We start from the raw sequence: 14,572 nt of genomic DNA on the forward strand, positions 1-14,572 counted from the left end.
CGGAATCCATAAAAATATACCTGCGTTTAATGGATTCTTGCTTTCGCGGGAATGACAAGCCGTTTTTTGAAAACCGACAATTTCCAGCTATGGTGTTTCATTTTGGTTCATGGAATGAATTCCATCCCTGGGCCGTAATCGGAATTTTGGTCTCTGCCCGGGTGATAAGATGAATGCCTTCAGTCTTTTCGGTCATGTGGCCAATTACAGTTAAGTTTGGGTTCCCTTTTATTTTTGGAAAATCGGCCTGGTCAATTGTGAACAATAGTTCGTAGTCTTCACCGCCGCTCATGGCAATCATGGTGCTGTCCATCTTAAATTCTTCGGAAGCGGAAATCACCGTGGGGTCCAACGGGATCTTCTCCTCAAAAACATTGCATCCAATGGCGCTGTGCTTGCACAAATGCATTATTTCGGAAGAAAGCCCATCACTGATATCGATCATAGAGGTTGGTTTTACTTCCAGTTTTTTGAGCAGATCTACAATATCCTTTCGGGCTTCGGGCTTCAACTGTCGTTCCACGATATAGGAATAGGGTTCCAGATCGGGTTGACTGTTGGGGTTGACCTTAAAGACCTCTTTTTCCCGTTCTAAAACCTGCAAGCCCAAGTAAGCGCCACCTAAATCGCCGGTAACTACCAGTAAATCATTGGGTTTGCTTCCTTTTCGGTAAACGATGTCGCTTTCATTGGCAGCTCCAAGGGCGGTAACGCTAACAATCATTCCCCGGGTGGAAGATGTAGTGTCGCCACCGACCAAATCAACATTGTACAGTTTGCAGGCCAAGGCCACACCTTCATAAAATTCTTCGAGCGCTTCCAAAGGGAACCTGTTGGAAATGGCCAGTGAAACGGTAAGCTGTGTGGCCAAGGCGTTCATGGCATAAATATCCGATAGGTTGACCATCACCGATTTGTATCCCAAATGCTTTAGGGGCATATAGCTCAAATCAAAATGAACACCCTCGACCAACATGTCGGTGGACACAATGGTTTTTTTGCCATGGTAGTCCATTACCGCAGCATCATCACCAACCCCGATCAAGGATGAGGGTTGATTGAGTTTGAAGTTTTTGGTAAGGTGGTCGATCAGGCCAAATTCACCCAATTCTTCCAACGATGTACGTTCTTGATTCTTGTCTTCTAGCATTTTGCAAAAATAATGAGGATAATCGTAAAATCCGGTGTCGAAAGGAACATAAAATTTTTTCATGGGAAACCAAGTTGGATAAACAAGGAAAACCATGGGATTTCAAGCTATACAGGCTTTGTGGCCAAACAGGTCGGTTTTCCATAAGAAACACCTATGGAATCATTCGTTATAATAATGTTAGTTGCCATGGTAAAACCCTACATATAGAGTATATTTGTGTGCTATTTAGATTAAATTCAAGTAAGATGATTAAGGTTTCAGAATCAGCAAGGCACAAGGTGGTGTCGCTCATGACCGAAGAAGGTTTTAACGCGACCACGGATTATGTGCGTGTTGGCGTAAAGAGCGGAGGGTGCAGTGGATTGTCTTATGAGTTGACGTTTGACAATGCTGCAACAGATACGGATAAAGTTTTTGAAGATAATGATGTGAGAATCATCGTGGACAAAAAAAGCTTTTTGTATTTGGTGGGCACCACATTGGAATATTCTGGAGGTTTGAACGGTAAGGGTTTTGTGTTCAACAACCCCAATGCGCAACGAACCTGCGGATGTGGAGAAAGTTTTTCACTATAAACATTGACAAAAAGCCTGTAATTGGCTAACTTAAAGATATATGGCTTATACAGAGGAAGAATTAAAAAAAGAACTGGAGACCAAAGAGTACGAGTATGGTTTCTATACGGATATTGAATCGGACACCCTTCCCAAAGGGTTGAACGAGGATATTGTTATTGCCATTTCCAAAAAGAAGGAAGAACCGGATTGGATGACGGAGTGGCGATTGGAGGCTTTTCGTGCCTGGAAGGAAATGGAAGAACCAGAGTGGGCAAACGTGACCTACAAAAAACCTGACTTTCAGGATATTTCTTATTACTCGGCTCCCAATAAAAAACCGAAGTACGATAGTTTGGACGAAGTGGATCCAGAATTACTGGATACGTTTAAAAAGTTGGGAATCTCGGTAGATGAGCAGAAAAAGTTGGCAGGTGTTGCGGTGGATATCGTAATGGATTCCGTATCCGTGGCCACCACTTTCAAAAAAACATTGGCCGAAAAAGGCATTATTTTCTGTTCCATTTCAGAGGCCATAAAGGAACATCCGGAATTGGTAAAAAAATATTTGGGAACCGTAGTTCCGCAAAAGGACAATTTTTACGCAGCATTGAACTCAGCGGTATTTTCCGATGGTTCTTTCTGCTACATTCCAAAAGGGGTAAGGTGTCCCATGGAACTTTCCACCTACTTCCGAATCAACCAAGCAGGAACGGGGCAGTTCGAAAGAACTTTGGTGGTTGCCGAAGAAGGCAGCTATGTAAGTTACTTGGAGGGGTGTACCGCGCCCATGCGTGATGAAAACCAATTGCACGCAGCCGTCGTGGAGTTGGTTGCCTTGGACAACGCGGAAATCAAATATTCCACAGTTCAGAACTGGTTCCCTGGCAACAAGGAAGGAAAAGGAGGCGTTTACAACTTTGTGACCAAACGTGGACTTTGCGAAAAGCACGCCAAAATTTCTTGGACACAGGTGGAGACAGGCTCGGCCGTAACATGGAAATATCCATCCTGTATTTTGAAAGGGGATTATTCCATTGGCGAGTTTTATTCCATAGCCGTGACCAACAATTTCCAGCAAGCCGATACAGGGACCAAAATGATCCACTTAGGGAAAAACACCAAGAGCACCATTATCTCCAAAGGTATTTCCGCAGGCCAGTCACAAAACAGTTACCGCGGATTGGTACAGGTGAACAGCCGTGCCGAAAACGCGAGGAATTTTTCCCAATGTGATTCCCTATTGATGGGTAACCGTTGCGGGGCGCACACGTTCCCTTACATAGAGGTCAAGAACAAAAGCGCACAGATAGAGCACGAAGCCACGACCAGTAAGATTGGTGAGGATCAGATTTTCTACTGTAACCAAAGAGGAATTGATACCGAAAAGGCCATTGCCTTGATCGTAAACGGATTTAGCAAGGAAGTATTGAACAAACTACCAATGGAATTTGCCGTAGAAGCTCAAAAACTATTGGAAATCAGTTTGGAAGGCTCCGTAGGCTAGAGATAAGACCAAACCTGACAATTTTTATGGACAAGTTCAAAACCAAGAATGGAAAGGCGCAACATCTTGCGCCTCAAAACAAGATAAAACAATGCTAGAAATCAAAAATTTACACGCAAGCGTAGACGATAAAGAAATCCTGAAAGGAATCAACCTAAAGGTAAACGCAGGAGAGGTACATGCCATTATGGGCCCCAACGGTTCGGGAAAAAGCACCTTGGCCGAAGTAATCGCAGGTCAAGAGGAATTTGAGGTAGGTGAAGGAAGCATCCTCTTGGAAGGAGAGGATTTGGAAGAACTTTCCCCAGAGGAAAGAGCTCACAAGGGTGTTTTTCTTTCGTTCCAATACCCTGTTGAGATCCCGGGGGTGTCGGTAACCAATTTTATGAAGACCGCCATCAACGAATCAAGAAAAGCACAAGGTCTGGAAGATATGCCGGCCAACGAAATGCTTAAAAAGATACGGGAGAAGTCCGAAATGTTGGAAATCGACAGAAAATTCCTTTCCCGTTCTTTGAACGAAGGCTTTTCTGGAGGGGAAAAGAAGCGTAACGAAATCTTCCAAATGGCAATGATGGAACCCAAATTGGCCATTTTGGACGAAACCGATTCAGGCTTGGATATTGATGCCCTTCGTATCGTGGCCAATGGTGTGAACAAATTGCGCGGCAAGGACAACGCCATCATCGTGATTACCCACTACCAGCGATTGCTGGAATACATTGTTCCCGATTTTGTTCACGTATTGCACGATGGCAAGATCGTAAAATCCGGAACCAAGGAATTGGCCTTGGAACTGGAGGAAAAGGGATACGACTGGTTAAAAGAAGAAACGGCGGTATAACCGGTTTTTTGTCATTCCCATGAAAATGGGAATCCAAATAAAAAGAATCATAAATTAGATTCCTGCCAGAGTTGATGCTGAGTTAAACCAAGCGCAGGAATGACAACGAAAAACAACGAATGGATTTAAAGGATAAATTAGTCTCCTCTTTCTTGGCTTTTGAAGATGGCTTGGATCTAGATCATCCAGTACATGAAGAACGAAATAATGCCATAAAGAACTTTGAGACAAAGGGCTTTCCCACCAAAAAGGACGAAGCTTGGAAATATACCTCGTTGAAAGGGTTGCAAAAGGTAGACTTCAGCATCTTTCCAAAGCAGGAAACCACATTGGAGTATAAGGACGTGAAGAAATACTTCCTTCACGAAATAGATACTTATAAAATTGTTTTTGTGGATGGTGTATACAGTTCATACCTTTCGGAAACTACCCACGATGGTGTAGATGTCTGTTTGATGAGCTCCGCTTTCAGCAAACCGATGTTCCAACCGGTCATTGAAGTATATTTCAACAAAGCGGCCTCTAAGGATGAGTCTTTGACCTCTTTGAACACCGCATTTTGCAAAGAAGGGGCATACATTTACATTCCAAAGAACAAAATGCCCAAAAAGCCTATCCAAATCCTGCATTTGGCCACGGGCAACGAGGCAGCTTTGATGCTACAGCCCCGTAACCTGATCGTTGCGGAGGACAATGCTGAGGTGCAAATTATAGAACGCCACCAAAGTTTGACAAGCAACGAAGTCTTCACCAACTCCGTGACCGAGATTTTTGCGGGCAAGGACGCCATTGTGGACTATTACAAGGTTCAGAACGATGAGCCTACCGCTTCTTTGGTGGACAACACCTATATTTCGCAAAAAGATAGCAGTGTTGTGAGGGTACATACCTTCTCCTTGGGCGGAAAACTGATTCGCAACAACCTGAACTTTTATCAGAACGGGGAGCGCATCGACTCTACCTTGAAAGGAATTACCATCCTTGGGGACAAACAGCATGTGGACCATCATACGTTGGTGCATCATGCGCAGCCCAATTGTGAGAGCCATCAAGATTACAAAGGAATTTTTGGCGACAGTTCCACGGGGGTTTTCAATGGTAAGATCATTGTGGACAAGATTGCCCAGAAAACGGATGCCTTTCAGCAGAACAACAATATTTTGTTGAGTGACAGGTCGACCATCAACTCAAAGCCCCAATTGGAGATTTTTGCGGATGATGTAAAGTGTTCGCACGGTTGTACCATCGGTCAGTTGGATGAAGAAGCACTCTTTTACCTTAGATCAAGGGGAATTCCAAAGAAAGAGGCCAAGGCCCTATTGATGTACGCTTTTGCCAATAATGTGTTGGAAAGTGTTCGTATTCCCGAACTAAAGGCACGAATCAACAAAATCATAGCCAATAAACTCGGGGTTCGTATGGGTTTTGACCTGTAGTTTATGAGGTGTCATTTCGAGCTTCAGTCCTGAGAGGGAATCGAGGGAGGGGCGAGAGATTCCCCTTATAGTTTAGGTTTTTCACTTCGTTCAAAATGACAGAAAAAAGTATTCCAATAGAGAAGTTTGATGTAAATACCATTCGCAAAGACTTTCCCATCCTCCAAAGAGAGGTCAATGGGCATCCTTTGGTGTATTTGGACAACGCAGCCACCTCGCAGACACCACAGCAGGTAATTGATACGATCGTCGAGTATTACCAAGGCTACAACGCCAATATCCATCGAGGTGTGCACACCCTATCGCAAGAGGCCACCGACGCCTACGAAGCAGCACGGCATAAAATCCAAAAACACTTTGGTATTGCCCATCCCCACGAGGTGATCTTTACTTCAGGTACCACGGACAGTATCAATTTGGTCGCCAATGGATTTACCTCGTTTTTGAAAGAAGGGGACGAGATTCTGGTTTCCGCCATGGAACACCATTCCAATATTGTGCCTTGGCAAATGCTTTGTGAGCGAACTGGAGCGGTCCTCAAGGTAATTCCAATGAATCTGGAAGGCGAGTTGGTGATGGAGGAATATCACAAGCTGTTGTCCGATAAGACCAAGTTGGTGTTCTGCAACCACGTTTCCAATGCCTTGGGAACCATCAACCCAATAAAAGAAATCGTTGATGCCGCCCACAAAGTGGGAGCGGCTGTTTTAATAGATGGCGCACAGGCAGCGGCACATATCAAAGCTGACCTGCAAGCTTTGGATGTTGATTTTTACACCGTTTCTGCCCACAAAATGTGTGGGCCTACAGGTGTTGGAATGTTATACGGAAAGGAGGATTGGCTCAAAAAATTGCCGCCCTACCAAGGAGGTGGCGAAATGATAGCAGAGGTCACTTTTGAAAAGACCACCTACGCAGATTTACCGCATAAGTTTGAAGCAGGAACTCCGAACATCTGTGGAGGAATAGCCTTTGGTGCTGCTTTGGATTATATGAACAATATTGGTTTTGATGCCATCGCCCAATATGAAGATGAGCTGGTGGAATATGCCACCGAACAATTGCTCACCATTGATGGGCTAAAAATCTACGGAACTGCAGCGAACAAAACTTCGGTGATATCCTTCAATATTGATGGAATCCATCCCTACGACATCGGCACCATTGTGGATAAATTGGGCATCGCCGTGCGTACAGGGCACCATTGCGCGCAACCTATCATGGATTTTTACAGGATTCCGGGTACGGTAAGGGCCAGTTTTAGCTTTTACAATACCAAAGAAGAAGTGGATAAATTGGTCGGAGCCGTAAAGCGGGCCAGGAATATGTTACAGTAGCCGAAGCGTTATCTTTATCATAAAGACTTGAATTGCAGTCCGCCGAGTTGTACTTTTGAACAAAAACACAGCATGACCATAAAAGAAATACAGGAAGAGATAATAGATGAGTTTTCCATGTTCGACGACTGGATGCAGCGTTACGAATATATGATTGAACTCGGAAAATCACTTCCGTTGATAGCCAAACAATACAAAACGGATGACAACCTGATTAAAGGTTGCCAGAGCAAGGTATGGGTGCATGCCGAACTGGATCATGACAGATTGGTTTTTACTGCCGATAGCGATGCCATTATCACGAAAGGGATCATAGCCATTTTGGTCAGGGCGTTCAGCAATCAAAAACCACAGGACATTATTGATGCCGATACAGGTTTTATTGATGAAATTGGTCTTAAAGAACATTTGTCGCCAACCCGCGCCAACGGATTGGTAAGCATGATCAAGCAATTGAAATTGTACGCAGTTGCCTATCAAACACAGTTAAAATAACGTAAGATGAGCGAAGAAACCACAATAGATACACAAGAACTGGGCGAAAAGATCGTAAAGGTGCTCAAGACCATTTATGATCCAGAGATTCCTGTGGACATTTACGAACTGGGCTTGATCTACGATGTATTTGTCAATGAAGAATACGAAGTAAAAATTCTCATGACCCTTACATCGCCCAATTGCCCTGTTGCCGAAACCCTGCCCGTTGAGGTAGAAGAGAAAGTAAAATCCATTGATATGTTGAAGGATGTAGAGGTGGAAATCACTTTTGATCCCCCTTGGACCCAAGAGTTGATGAGCGAAGAGGCCAAATTGGAGCTGGGTCTCTTGTAAAAACCGGTCGTTCTGAACTTGCCTGCCTGCCGGCAAAGGCAGGTTTCTGAATCTCTGTAGTTACATATGGATTCCGCATCAAGTGCGGAATGACACTCTAAAGGTATTTTATCAAGAATTCTGTCATTCCTGCGAAAGCAGGAATCCATAAATGAATATTCTTATTTTGGTAGGAGCAATCCTGACTTGGTCAAGCACTTGGAACAAAAATATATATGATCTCAGACTTCTGGATATTATGGAAAAGGAAATCGTAAACAGAGTGGCCCAAAGCAAGTTGATTACCTTCAACCTAGAGGATTATTATCCAAAAGGGGAACGTTTGGTACTGGACATTAAAAATTGGCTGTACGAGGGCTTTATTTTGCGTGAAAAGGAGTTCCGTGCCCATGTGGAAGAACACGACTGGACAGGGTATCAAGATGCCTATGTGGCCCTGCAATGCTCTTCGGATGCCATTGTACCAGGTTGGGCCTTTATGTTGATTGCATCCAAGCTACAGCCTTATGCCAAAAAGGTGGTTCAGGGAAGTCTGGAAGATTTAGAAACCGCACTATATCAAACCATTTTAGAAAACTTGGATGTAACTGGTTTTATCAATAAACCTGTTATCATAAAAGGCTGCTCCAACAAACCCGTTCCCGAAAATGCCTACCTTATGGCCGTTACAAAAATCCAAGAAGTGGCCAAAAGTGTCATGTACGGGGAGGCTTGTTCCTCGGTACCCTTGTATAAAAGGAAAAATTGATTTTTTGTTTGAAAAAAATACCTGTGGCGACTCTGTTGACAATGCTCTTCACCATAGCTCGTGGTCGTTGCCTACAATTTAAGAGATGCGGAAGTCTTTATAATTTTAGCTTTAATTGCAATTTCTTGCAAGGTACAAACCGAGAAATATAATCGGACTGAAAAGCCGAACCTGAAACTTTTTAAGGGCTTTTGTTTTTAGGACGGACTTTGCAACTGGAATTTTGGGTGGTTCACAAGGGCGACATTTCTTACATTTGCGCTTACTAAACAGTAAACTCCATACTATGAAAAAATTACTTTTTACCGCTATGGCTTTCTTTACTCTAATGTCAGCTACTGCGCAGACCGAGGAAGAATTAAAAGCACAGATTGCCCCAAAAAAAGATTCTATTGCCGCTATACAGTCGCGAGTCAATGCCCTTCAAGCAAAACTGGATGCGCTTCCAGGTTGGAAAATTGGCGCATTCGGAACCATTGGCGGAAGTATATCCCAGTTCAATAATTGGTTTGCCCAAGGAATTCCCAATAACTCATCGGGCAATATTGGATTTACCGTAAATGCTTTTGCCAATCTTCAAGAGGAAAAATTCTTTTGGAGAAACGCCGCCAATTTGAACCTGTCCTGGGTCAAACTGGACGATAAGGACGACCCTACAGACAATGATGGTTTTCGCCAAGCTACGGACGTGTTCAATATTTCATCCTTGTACGGTAGAAAGCTGAGCGAGAAATTTGCAATTTCTGCTTTGGCGGAATACAGGACCACCATTTTGAGCAATTTTAACGACCCAGGGTATCTCGATCTTGGTGTGGGAGCCACTTGGACACCCATACCCGATCTTGTGGTGGTGATGCACCCACTCAACTACAACTTTGTTTTCAGTAAAGAGGATACCATTTTTGAATCTTCCATGGGTGCGAAGATTGTGGCGGACTATACCAAGCAAATTGGTGCGATTAGTTTTAAAAGCAACCTATCCTTGTTCCAAAGCTATGAAAGTAGCAATTTGAGCAACTGGACATGGACCAACTCTTTTAGCTACAAGTTATGGAAAATGATCGGTGTAGGTTTTGACTTTGGATTGAGAAACAATAAGCAGGAAACCTTGAATTACATTGTAAACAACGCTTCAACTACAAACCCGGATGCTACGTTCGATACTATTGATAACGAGTTGCAAACATATTGGACCTTGGGATTGAGCTATAAGTTTTGATCGAGCAAGGTTAACGTAAACAAAAAAAAGCCCTCGATTCGAGGGCTTTTTTGTGGGGTGAAAAATGTTTTTCTGTGTTTTTAAGACCATGGTCTAAGTAGGTTAAGATCTGTAAAATCTGTGTGTGACACTAAAATGGCTTAAAAACAATGTGAAAGTAGGCCTAATGTGGCGACCCCCTAAATTTTTGTTGTGAACTGTCCGAAAAATGTTGTGAGGTACTTGATTTTTTGCTGTATATCCAAGAAGAAAGCACTTAATTGGGACTGCTTTTAATACTCATCCAAATGTTCTGGATACAAAAAGTTGTTGTATGGGAAACGGGTGACATGGATATCGCGCACCGCATCGTAGACGCGTTTTCTGAATTCGTCCATGTTTTCCTTGTTCAATGCAGAGATAAATAGCGCTTTGTCCCCGAGCTTATTAAAATAGGTTTTCTTCCATTCCTCCAATGTAAAATGAGCGGTTGTGCGTTCGGTAACCAAATCGTCTTCATCAATAGTTTCTGGGCGGTATTGGTCTATTTTGTTGAAGACCATGATGCAGGGTTTTCCAGAACTATCAATTTCATCCAAAATTTGATTTACCGAGGCAATATGCTCTTCAAAATTAGGATGCGAAATATCTACCACATGCAGCAGTAGGTCAGCCTCGCGAACCTCGTCCAAGGTACTTTTAAAACTCTCCACCAATTGGGTCGGCAACTTTCTGATGAATCCCACTGTATCACTCAATAGAAAAGGAAGGTTTCCGAGTACCACTTTGCGAACAGTGGTGTCCAGCGTAGCAAAAAGTTTGTTCTCCGCAAACACATCGCTTTTGCTGATCACGTTCATTAAGGTAGATTTGCCAACGTTGGTATATCCCACCAAAGCAACCCGAACCAAAGAGCCACGGTTACCGCGCTGGGTTTCCATTTGGCGGTCTATTTTGGCAAGTTTCTTTTTGAGCAAGGCAATGCGGTCACGAACAATACGTCTATCCGTTTCAATTTCCGTTTCACCGGGACCACGCATACCAATACCACCCCGTTGCCGCTCCAAGTGCGTCCAAAGACCGGTCAATCTTGGTAAAAGATATTCGTATTGGGCAAGCTCTACTTGGGTTCTGGCATAACTTGTCTTGGCCCTTTGGGCAAATATGTCCAGAATCAAACTGGTTCTATCCAGCACTTTACAGCGCAGTAGTTTTTCAACATTGTTCTGTTGTGCAGGCGATAGTTCATCATCAAAGATTACGGAACCTATTTCATTTTCCTTTACAAATTGGCGTACCTCTTCCATTTTACCACTTCCAATGTAAGTTTTTGGATTGGGTACATCAATGCGCTGCACAAATCTTTTCTCAACTTCGCCACCGGCAGTGTATGTCAAAAATTCAAGCTCGTCCAAGTACTCTTTTACCTTGGCTTCGTCTTGGTGCTGATTCATTACACCAATCAGTACCGCCTTTTCATATTCAATTGACTTCTTTTCTAGCATCGAACTGGTTTAGAGTACAAATTTACGCAATGTTTTGGAAGCTATTTTTGTACTTTGGCATTTCTATTGAATCATTGGAAAAAGAAACAGGGATCTTGCATAAAAAGAAAAACAGATATACGATAGCATTCTATAATCTCGAAAATTTCTTTGACACCAAAGATGACCCGTATCTGTTGGATGATGATTTTACCCCAAAGGGGTTTAAAAGGTGGAACAAATCCAAATTTTGGAACAAAGCCAATAAAATTTCCAGGGCTATTTCTAGGATTGGATTGGAAGAAAGTAATCATCCCCCGGTTTTGGTAGGTATGGCCGAAGTTGAAAATAAAGGAGTAATTAAATCGCTTTTACGATCAAAACAATTACGGGATGTGGATTATGGAACCATTCATTTTGATTCCCCCGATGAGCGGGGAATAGATACGGCCCTGATTTACCATAAAGAACATTTTGAGGTGCTCGATGCCGAGACCATTCCTTTGATGGTACAAAATACAAATGGCGATAGAGACCTTACCCGGGATATTTTATATGTACACGGCAAGTTGCATCAAGAAGAAATCCATGTTTTTGTGAACCATTGGCCATCCCGTAGGGAAGGAGCTGAGGAAACCAGCTATAAGCGCATCAAGGCAGCGGAAACCATTCTTCAAAAACTTGATGCCATACAAGGGAATGGTTCAAACATTATTGTTATGGGCGATTTTAATGACGACCCTAATTCAAAAAGTATCCAAACACTTATGGACACTGGAAAGTTCATTAACCCTATGAAGAAATTATTGTCCCCTGTATCGGGCAGTGCCAATTACAAAGGGGAGTGGAGTTTGTTCGATCAAATATTGCTCTCGCACAGTTTTTTGAACTACGAAAAGGACACCCACAATTTTGTGGAAGCAAAAATATTTTCACCTAGATTTTTAAAACAATGGAAGGGCAAATACAAAGGAAATCCTTTCAGGACTTTTGCTGGAAAGAAATATTTGGGTGGCTATAGTGATCATTTTCCTGTATATGTTGTAATGGATGAAAGCAAGAAATGATTATCAGAAAAAAATTACACCACGTAAAAGTGAATTTTCACAACATAAAGAAGTAAAACGCTATGCATTTCATCGAATAAAGTAGGAATTTTATCGGTAAATAGTACATATCAACATATATTCGTAGTCCAAATCTTACCATAAACTCAATTATGGACTATCGTTTTCCTACAGGGGTTAAGGGAGTGATTTTCTCCATTTTATTTTCGCTTTTAGGCGCAGTGTCCATATTTGCCCAATCCAAAAGTTCAAAAGAGCAAATTCGTTTTTCCTATGATCAAGGGAAAATATCCTCTTTTATTTCCGAAATGGAAATTGATCACCAGTCCAAGCTTAAAAAAATAGGCGAGCTGATAAAAACCAAAGGACTTATAGCTTCAAAAAGCAACAATGGTACACAAATAGCTTTAAAGGATATTGGTACCGATGGAACACCACTTTACTATACTACCTTAAACGATTACGCATCCCAAACTTCAAGGGCTCATACGCTTTATGATAAAGGGCTGCTGAATTTAGGTTTAACCGGTAGGGGCATGGAAGTAGGTGTTTGGGATTCCGGTGTGGCTTTGTCCTCCCACCAAGAGTTTGATACCAGGGCAAAGAATGCCGATAATGCAAATGAGATAAGTCTGCATGCCACTTTGGTGACAGGCAACCTTATATCTGCCGGTGTGGAACCCAGTGCCAAAGGTGCCGCCTATGGCGCAGAAGCCTTGACCCACGATTGGAGTCGCGATAAAATTGAAGTGGCAGAGGCCGCTGCCAATGGCCTTTTGTTGAGTAATCATTCCTACGGAATTTTGTCCGACAGGGTGCCCGATTGGTATTTTGGCGCCTATATTAAAGTAACCCAAGACTGGGACAGGATCATGTACAATGCTCCTTATTATTTAATGGTGACCGCAGCGGGGAACGCACAAAAATCTCACGACAACGAAACACCGAATTTTGGTAAAACCGCCGATGGCTTTGATCTTTTATTGGGGTTTACCACAACTAAAAACGGATTGACCATTGCCGGTGCCAACACGGAAATTGATGGCAGCGGTGATTTAAAAAAAGCTTCTGTTGCGGGATATAGCAGCTTTGGACCTGTAGATGATGGTCGCGTAAAACCCGATTTGGCAGGGGATGGTGGGGATATTCTTTCCACAAGTTCGGCCACCAACAGCAGTTACCAGGTTTCTGCGGGGACTTCCATGGCCGCACCTGGGGTTACTGGCTCACTTTTGTTATTGCAACAATATCACGAAGAGCTTTTTGGTTCCTATATGAAAGCGGCTACCTTAAAAGGACTTGCGCTTCATACTGCCGATGATGTGGATGCCAAAGGGCCGGATTATAAAATGGGGTGGGGTATAATGAATGCAAAATCCGCGGCAGAGGTGCTTCAGAATAAAGAGTATACCACTTTGATAAACGAAGAAACGCTATCAGACGGAGAAACCTACTCCATAACGGTTTTGGCCATGGAAAATGAACCATTGATGGCCTCCATATCTTGGACCGATCCAGAATCCGAATACATAAACCGGGGAGAGCTTAACAGTACCCGAGCCGCTTTGATAAACGATTTGGATATTAGGATAACCAAGGACGGAGAAACCTACTTTCCGTGGAAATTGAACCCTGCCAAGGCCAATGATGTCGCTACTAAAGGAGATAACACGGTTGATCCCTTTGAGCGTATTGAGGTAGAAAATGCAAGAGGTACTTACACCATTACCATTTCGCACAAGGGAGGGTTGAAAAATGGTCTTCAAGATTTTTCCTTGATTGTTTCCGGGGCACAAGTGTCCAATTGTTCCATAGCGCCTCCTTCGGATGTGGATTTGGAAGGTTCCTCCAGCGAGGGCACAACCATTTCTTGGGACGATGCTGAAGAAACCTTATTTGAAGTGCAATACAAGAGCATTGATACGGACAATTGGGAAAGTGAATTGATCTGGGAAAATAACTTTGAGCTTACCGCTTTGGAAGAAGGCAAAGTGTACGAAGCCCGTGTTCGTTCTATCTGTACCGAGAATGTCGTATCCGAATTCTCCGAGACTATTGCCTTTGCGTTTAAAGGTGCAAAAACAGTGCTGATACAAAGTGCCCCGATGTTCGTCCCTCAAGAATTGAACATAACCATTTATCCGAATCCCGCTGTTGATTATTTAAACGTGGAGGCGGACTTGTCCAAAGATGCCGAGTTCTCCATCGTGACCACTTCTGGCAACGTGATTAAAAAAGGAAAGACCGAAGGTTCCATCAATGTGTCCTCTTTGTCTTCTGGATTATATGTACTGGTGGTTCAGGATTATTCGGGAATCAAAAGCACGAAGTTTTATAAGAACTAGTTATTGATGCCTTCCGCACGGATGCTGAGCATAGTCGAAGTAGGATGCGGAATCCATCGGGCTTTTTA

The 14,572-nt window shown here is 43.1% G+C and carries 13 protein-coding genes; 11 read left to right on the top strand and 2 right to left on the bottom strand.

The features are described 5' to 3' along the window. Positions 1 to 97: 97 nt before the first annotated feature. Positions 98 to 1,150 (bottom strand): thiamine-phosphate kinase, encoded by a 1,053-nt coding sequence (gene thiL / locus VM932_RS01120; protein WP_326277118.1) that lies wholly within the window; start codon positions 1,148 to 1,150, stop codon positions 98 to 100. A 248-nt stretch (positions 1,151 to 1,398) separates the two neighbouring features. Between thiL and VM932_RS01125 the strand changes: the two genes are divergently transcribed. The 9 genes from VM932_RS01125 (at position 1,399) to VM932_RS01165 (ending at position 9,629) form a co-directional block, all read left to right on the top strand. After that, positions 1,399 to 1,728, top strand: coding sequence for a HesB/IscA family protein (locus tag VM932_RS01125; RefSeq protein WP_326276744.1), 330 nt, complete (start codon positions 1,399 to 1,401; stop codon positions 1,726 to 1,728). Between the two features lie 40 nt (positions 1,729 to 1,768). Beyond that, complete coding sequence (sufB, locus tag VM932_RS01130; RefSeq protein WP_326276745.1) at positions 1,769 to 3,214, top strand: Fe-S cluster assembly protein SufB; 1,446 nt, start codon at positions 1,769 to 1,771, stop codon at positions 3,212 to 3,214. A gap of 91 nt (positions 3,215 to 3,305) precedes the next feature. Then, positions 3,306 to 4,058 (top strand): Fe-S cluster assembly ATPase SufC, encoded by a 753-nt coding sequence (gene sufC, locus VM932_RS01135; RefSeq protein WP_326276746.1) that lies wholly within the window; start codon positions 3,306 to 3,308, stop codon positions 4,056 to 4,058. A 119-nt stretch (positions 4,059 to 4,177) separates the two neighbouring features. Further along, positions 4,178 to 5,494 carry a Fe-S cluster assembly protein SufD gene (sufD, locus tag VM932_RS01140; protein WP_326276747.1) on the top strand — a complete coding sequence of 439 codons (1,317 nt, stop codon included), beginning with the start codon at positions 4,178 to 4,180 and terminating at the stop codon, positions 5,492 to 5,494. A 95-nt stretch (positions 5,495 to 5,589) separates the two neighbouring features. Then, positions 5,590 to 6,831, top strand: coding sequence for an aminotransferase class V-fold PLP-dependent enzyme (locus tag VM932_RS01145; RefSeq protein ID WP_326276748.1), 1,242 nt, complete (start codon positions 5,590 to 5,592; stop codon positions 6,829 to 6,831). A 72-nt stretch (positions 6,832 to 6,903) separates the two neighbouring features. After that, the gene (locus VM932_RS01150) at positions 6,904 to 7,326 is read left to right on the top strand and encodes a SufE family protein (RefSeq protein WP_326276750.1); all 423 of its coding nucleotides are present in this window, start codon (positions 6,904 to 6,906) and stop codon (positions 7,324 to 7,326) included. Positions 7,327 to 7,332: 6 nt separating this feature from the next. Then, positions 7,333 to 7,662: an iron-sulfur cluster assembly protein gene (locus VM932_RS01155; RefSeq protein ID WP_108245524.1), complete on the top strand. Its 330-nt coding sequence runs from the start codon at positions 7,333 to 7,335 to the stop codon at positions 7,660 to 7,662. A gap of 238 nt (positions 7,663 to 7,900) precedes the next feature. Continuing rightward, entirely contained in the window at positions 7,901 to 8,410 is a 510-nt protein-coding gene (locus tag VM932_RS01160) for a DUF2480 family protein (RefSeq protein WP_326276752.1), read from the top strand. 286 nt (positions 8,411 to 8,696) lie between these two features. After that, a complete protein-coding gene (locus VM932_RS01165) occupies positions 8,697 to 9,629 on the top strand; it encodes a DUF3078 domain-containing protein (RefSeq protein WP_326276753.1) in 933 nt (310 codons plus the stop codon). Positions 9,630 to 9,901: 272 nt separating this feature from the next. Here the strand turns inward: VM932_RS01165 and hflX are convergent, their stop codons facing one another. Next, positions 9,902 to 11,113, bottom strand: a complete 1,212-nt coding sequence (gene hflX, locus VM932_RS01170; protein ID WP_326276755.1) for a GTPase HflX — start codon at positions 11,111 to 11,113, stop codon at positions 9,902 to 9,904. A 29-nt stretch (positions 11,114 to 11,142) separates the two neighbouring features. On the opposite strand from hflX, the gene VM932_RS01175 reads away from it, so the two are divergent. After that, complete coding sequence (locus VM932_RS01175; RefSeq protein WP_326276757.1) at positions 11,143 to 12,159, top strand: endonuclease/exonuclease/phosphatase family protein; 1,017 nt, start codon at positions 11,143 to 11,145, stop codon at positions 12,157 to 12,159. 152 nt (positions 12,160 to 12,311) lie between these two features. Further along, positions 12,312 to 14,504 carry a S8 family serine peptidase gene (locus tag VM932_RS01180; protein WP_326276759.1) on the top strand — a complete coding sequence of 731 codons (2,193 nt, stop codon included), beginning with the start codon at positions 12,312 to 12,314 and terminating at the stop codon, positions 14,502 to 14,504. Positions 14,505 to 14,572 lie beyond the last annotated feature (68 nt).

Source organism: Flagellimonas halotolerans (assembly GCF_035818535.1).
Lineage (GTDB): Bacteria > Bacteroidota > Bacteroidia > Flavobacteriales > Flavobacteriaceae > Flagellimonas > Flagellimonas halotolerans.

Coding starts and splice junctions, on each gene's coding strand:
- thiL (WP_326277118.1), bottom strand. CDS start 1,150: ATGCTAGAAGACAAGAATCAAGAACGTACATCGTTGGAAGAATTGGGT.
- VM932_RS01125 (WP_326276744.1), top strand. CDS start 1,399: ATGATTAAGGTTTCAGAATCAGCAAGGCACAAGGTGGTGTCGCTCATG.
- sufB (WP_326276745.1), top strand. CDS start 1,769: ATGGCTTATACAGAGGAAGAATTAAAAAAAGAACTGGAGACCAAAGAG.
- sufC (WP_326276746.1), top strand. CDS start 3,306: ATGCTAGAAATCAAAAATTTACACGCAAGCGTAGACGATAAAGAAATC.
- sufD (WP_326276747.1), top strand. CDS start 4,178: ATGGATTTAAAGGATAAATTAGTCTCCTCTTTCTTGGCTTTTGAAGAT.
- VM932_RS01145 (WP_326276748.1), top strand. CDS start 5,590: ATGACAGAAAAAAGTATTCCAATAGAGAAGTTTGATGTAAATACCATT.
- VM932_RS01150 (WP_326276750.1), top strand. CDS start 6,904: ATGACCATAAAAGAAATACAGGAAGAGATAATAGATGAGTTTTCCATG.
- VM932_RS01155 (WP_108245524.1), top strand. CDS start 7,333: ATGAGCGAAGAAACCACAATAGATACACAAGAACTGGGCGAAAAGATC.
- VM932_RS01160 (WP_326276752.1), top strand. CDS start 7,901: ATGGAAAAGGAAATCGTAAACAGAGTGGCCCAAAGCAAGTTGATTACC.
- VM932_RS01165 (WP_326276753.1), top strand. CDS start 8,697: ATGAAAAAATTACTTTTTACCGCTATGGCTTTCTTTACTCTAATGTCA.
- hflX (WP_326276755.1), bottom strand. CDS start 11,113: ATGCTAGAAAAGAAGTCAATTGAATATGAAAAGGCGGTACTGATTGGT.
- VM932_RS01175 (WP_326276757.1), top strand. CDS start 11,143: ATGTTTTGGAAGCTATTTTTGTACTTTGGCATTTCTATTGAATCATTG.
- VM932_RS01180 (WP_326276759.1), top strand. CDS start 12,312: ATGGACTATCGTTTTCCTACAGGGGTTAAGGGAGTGATTTTCTCCATT.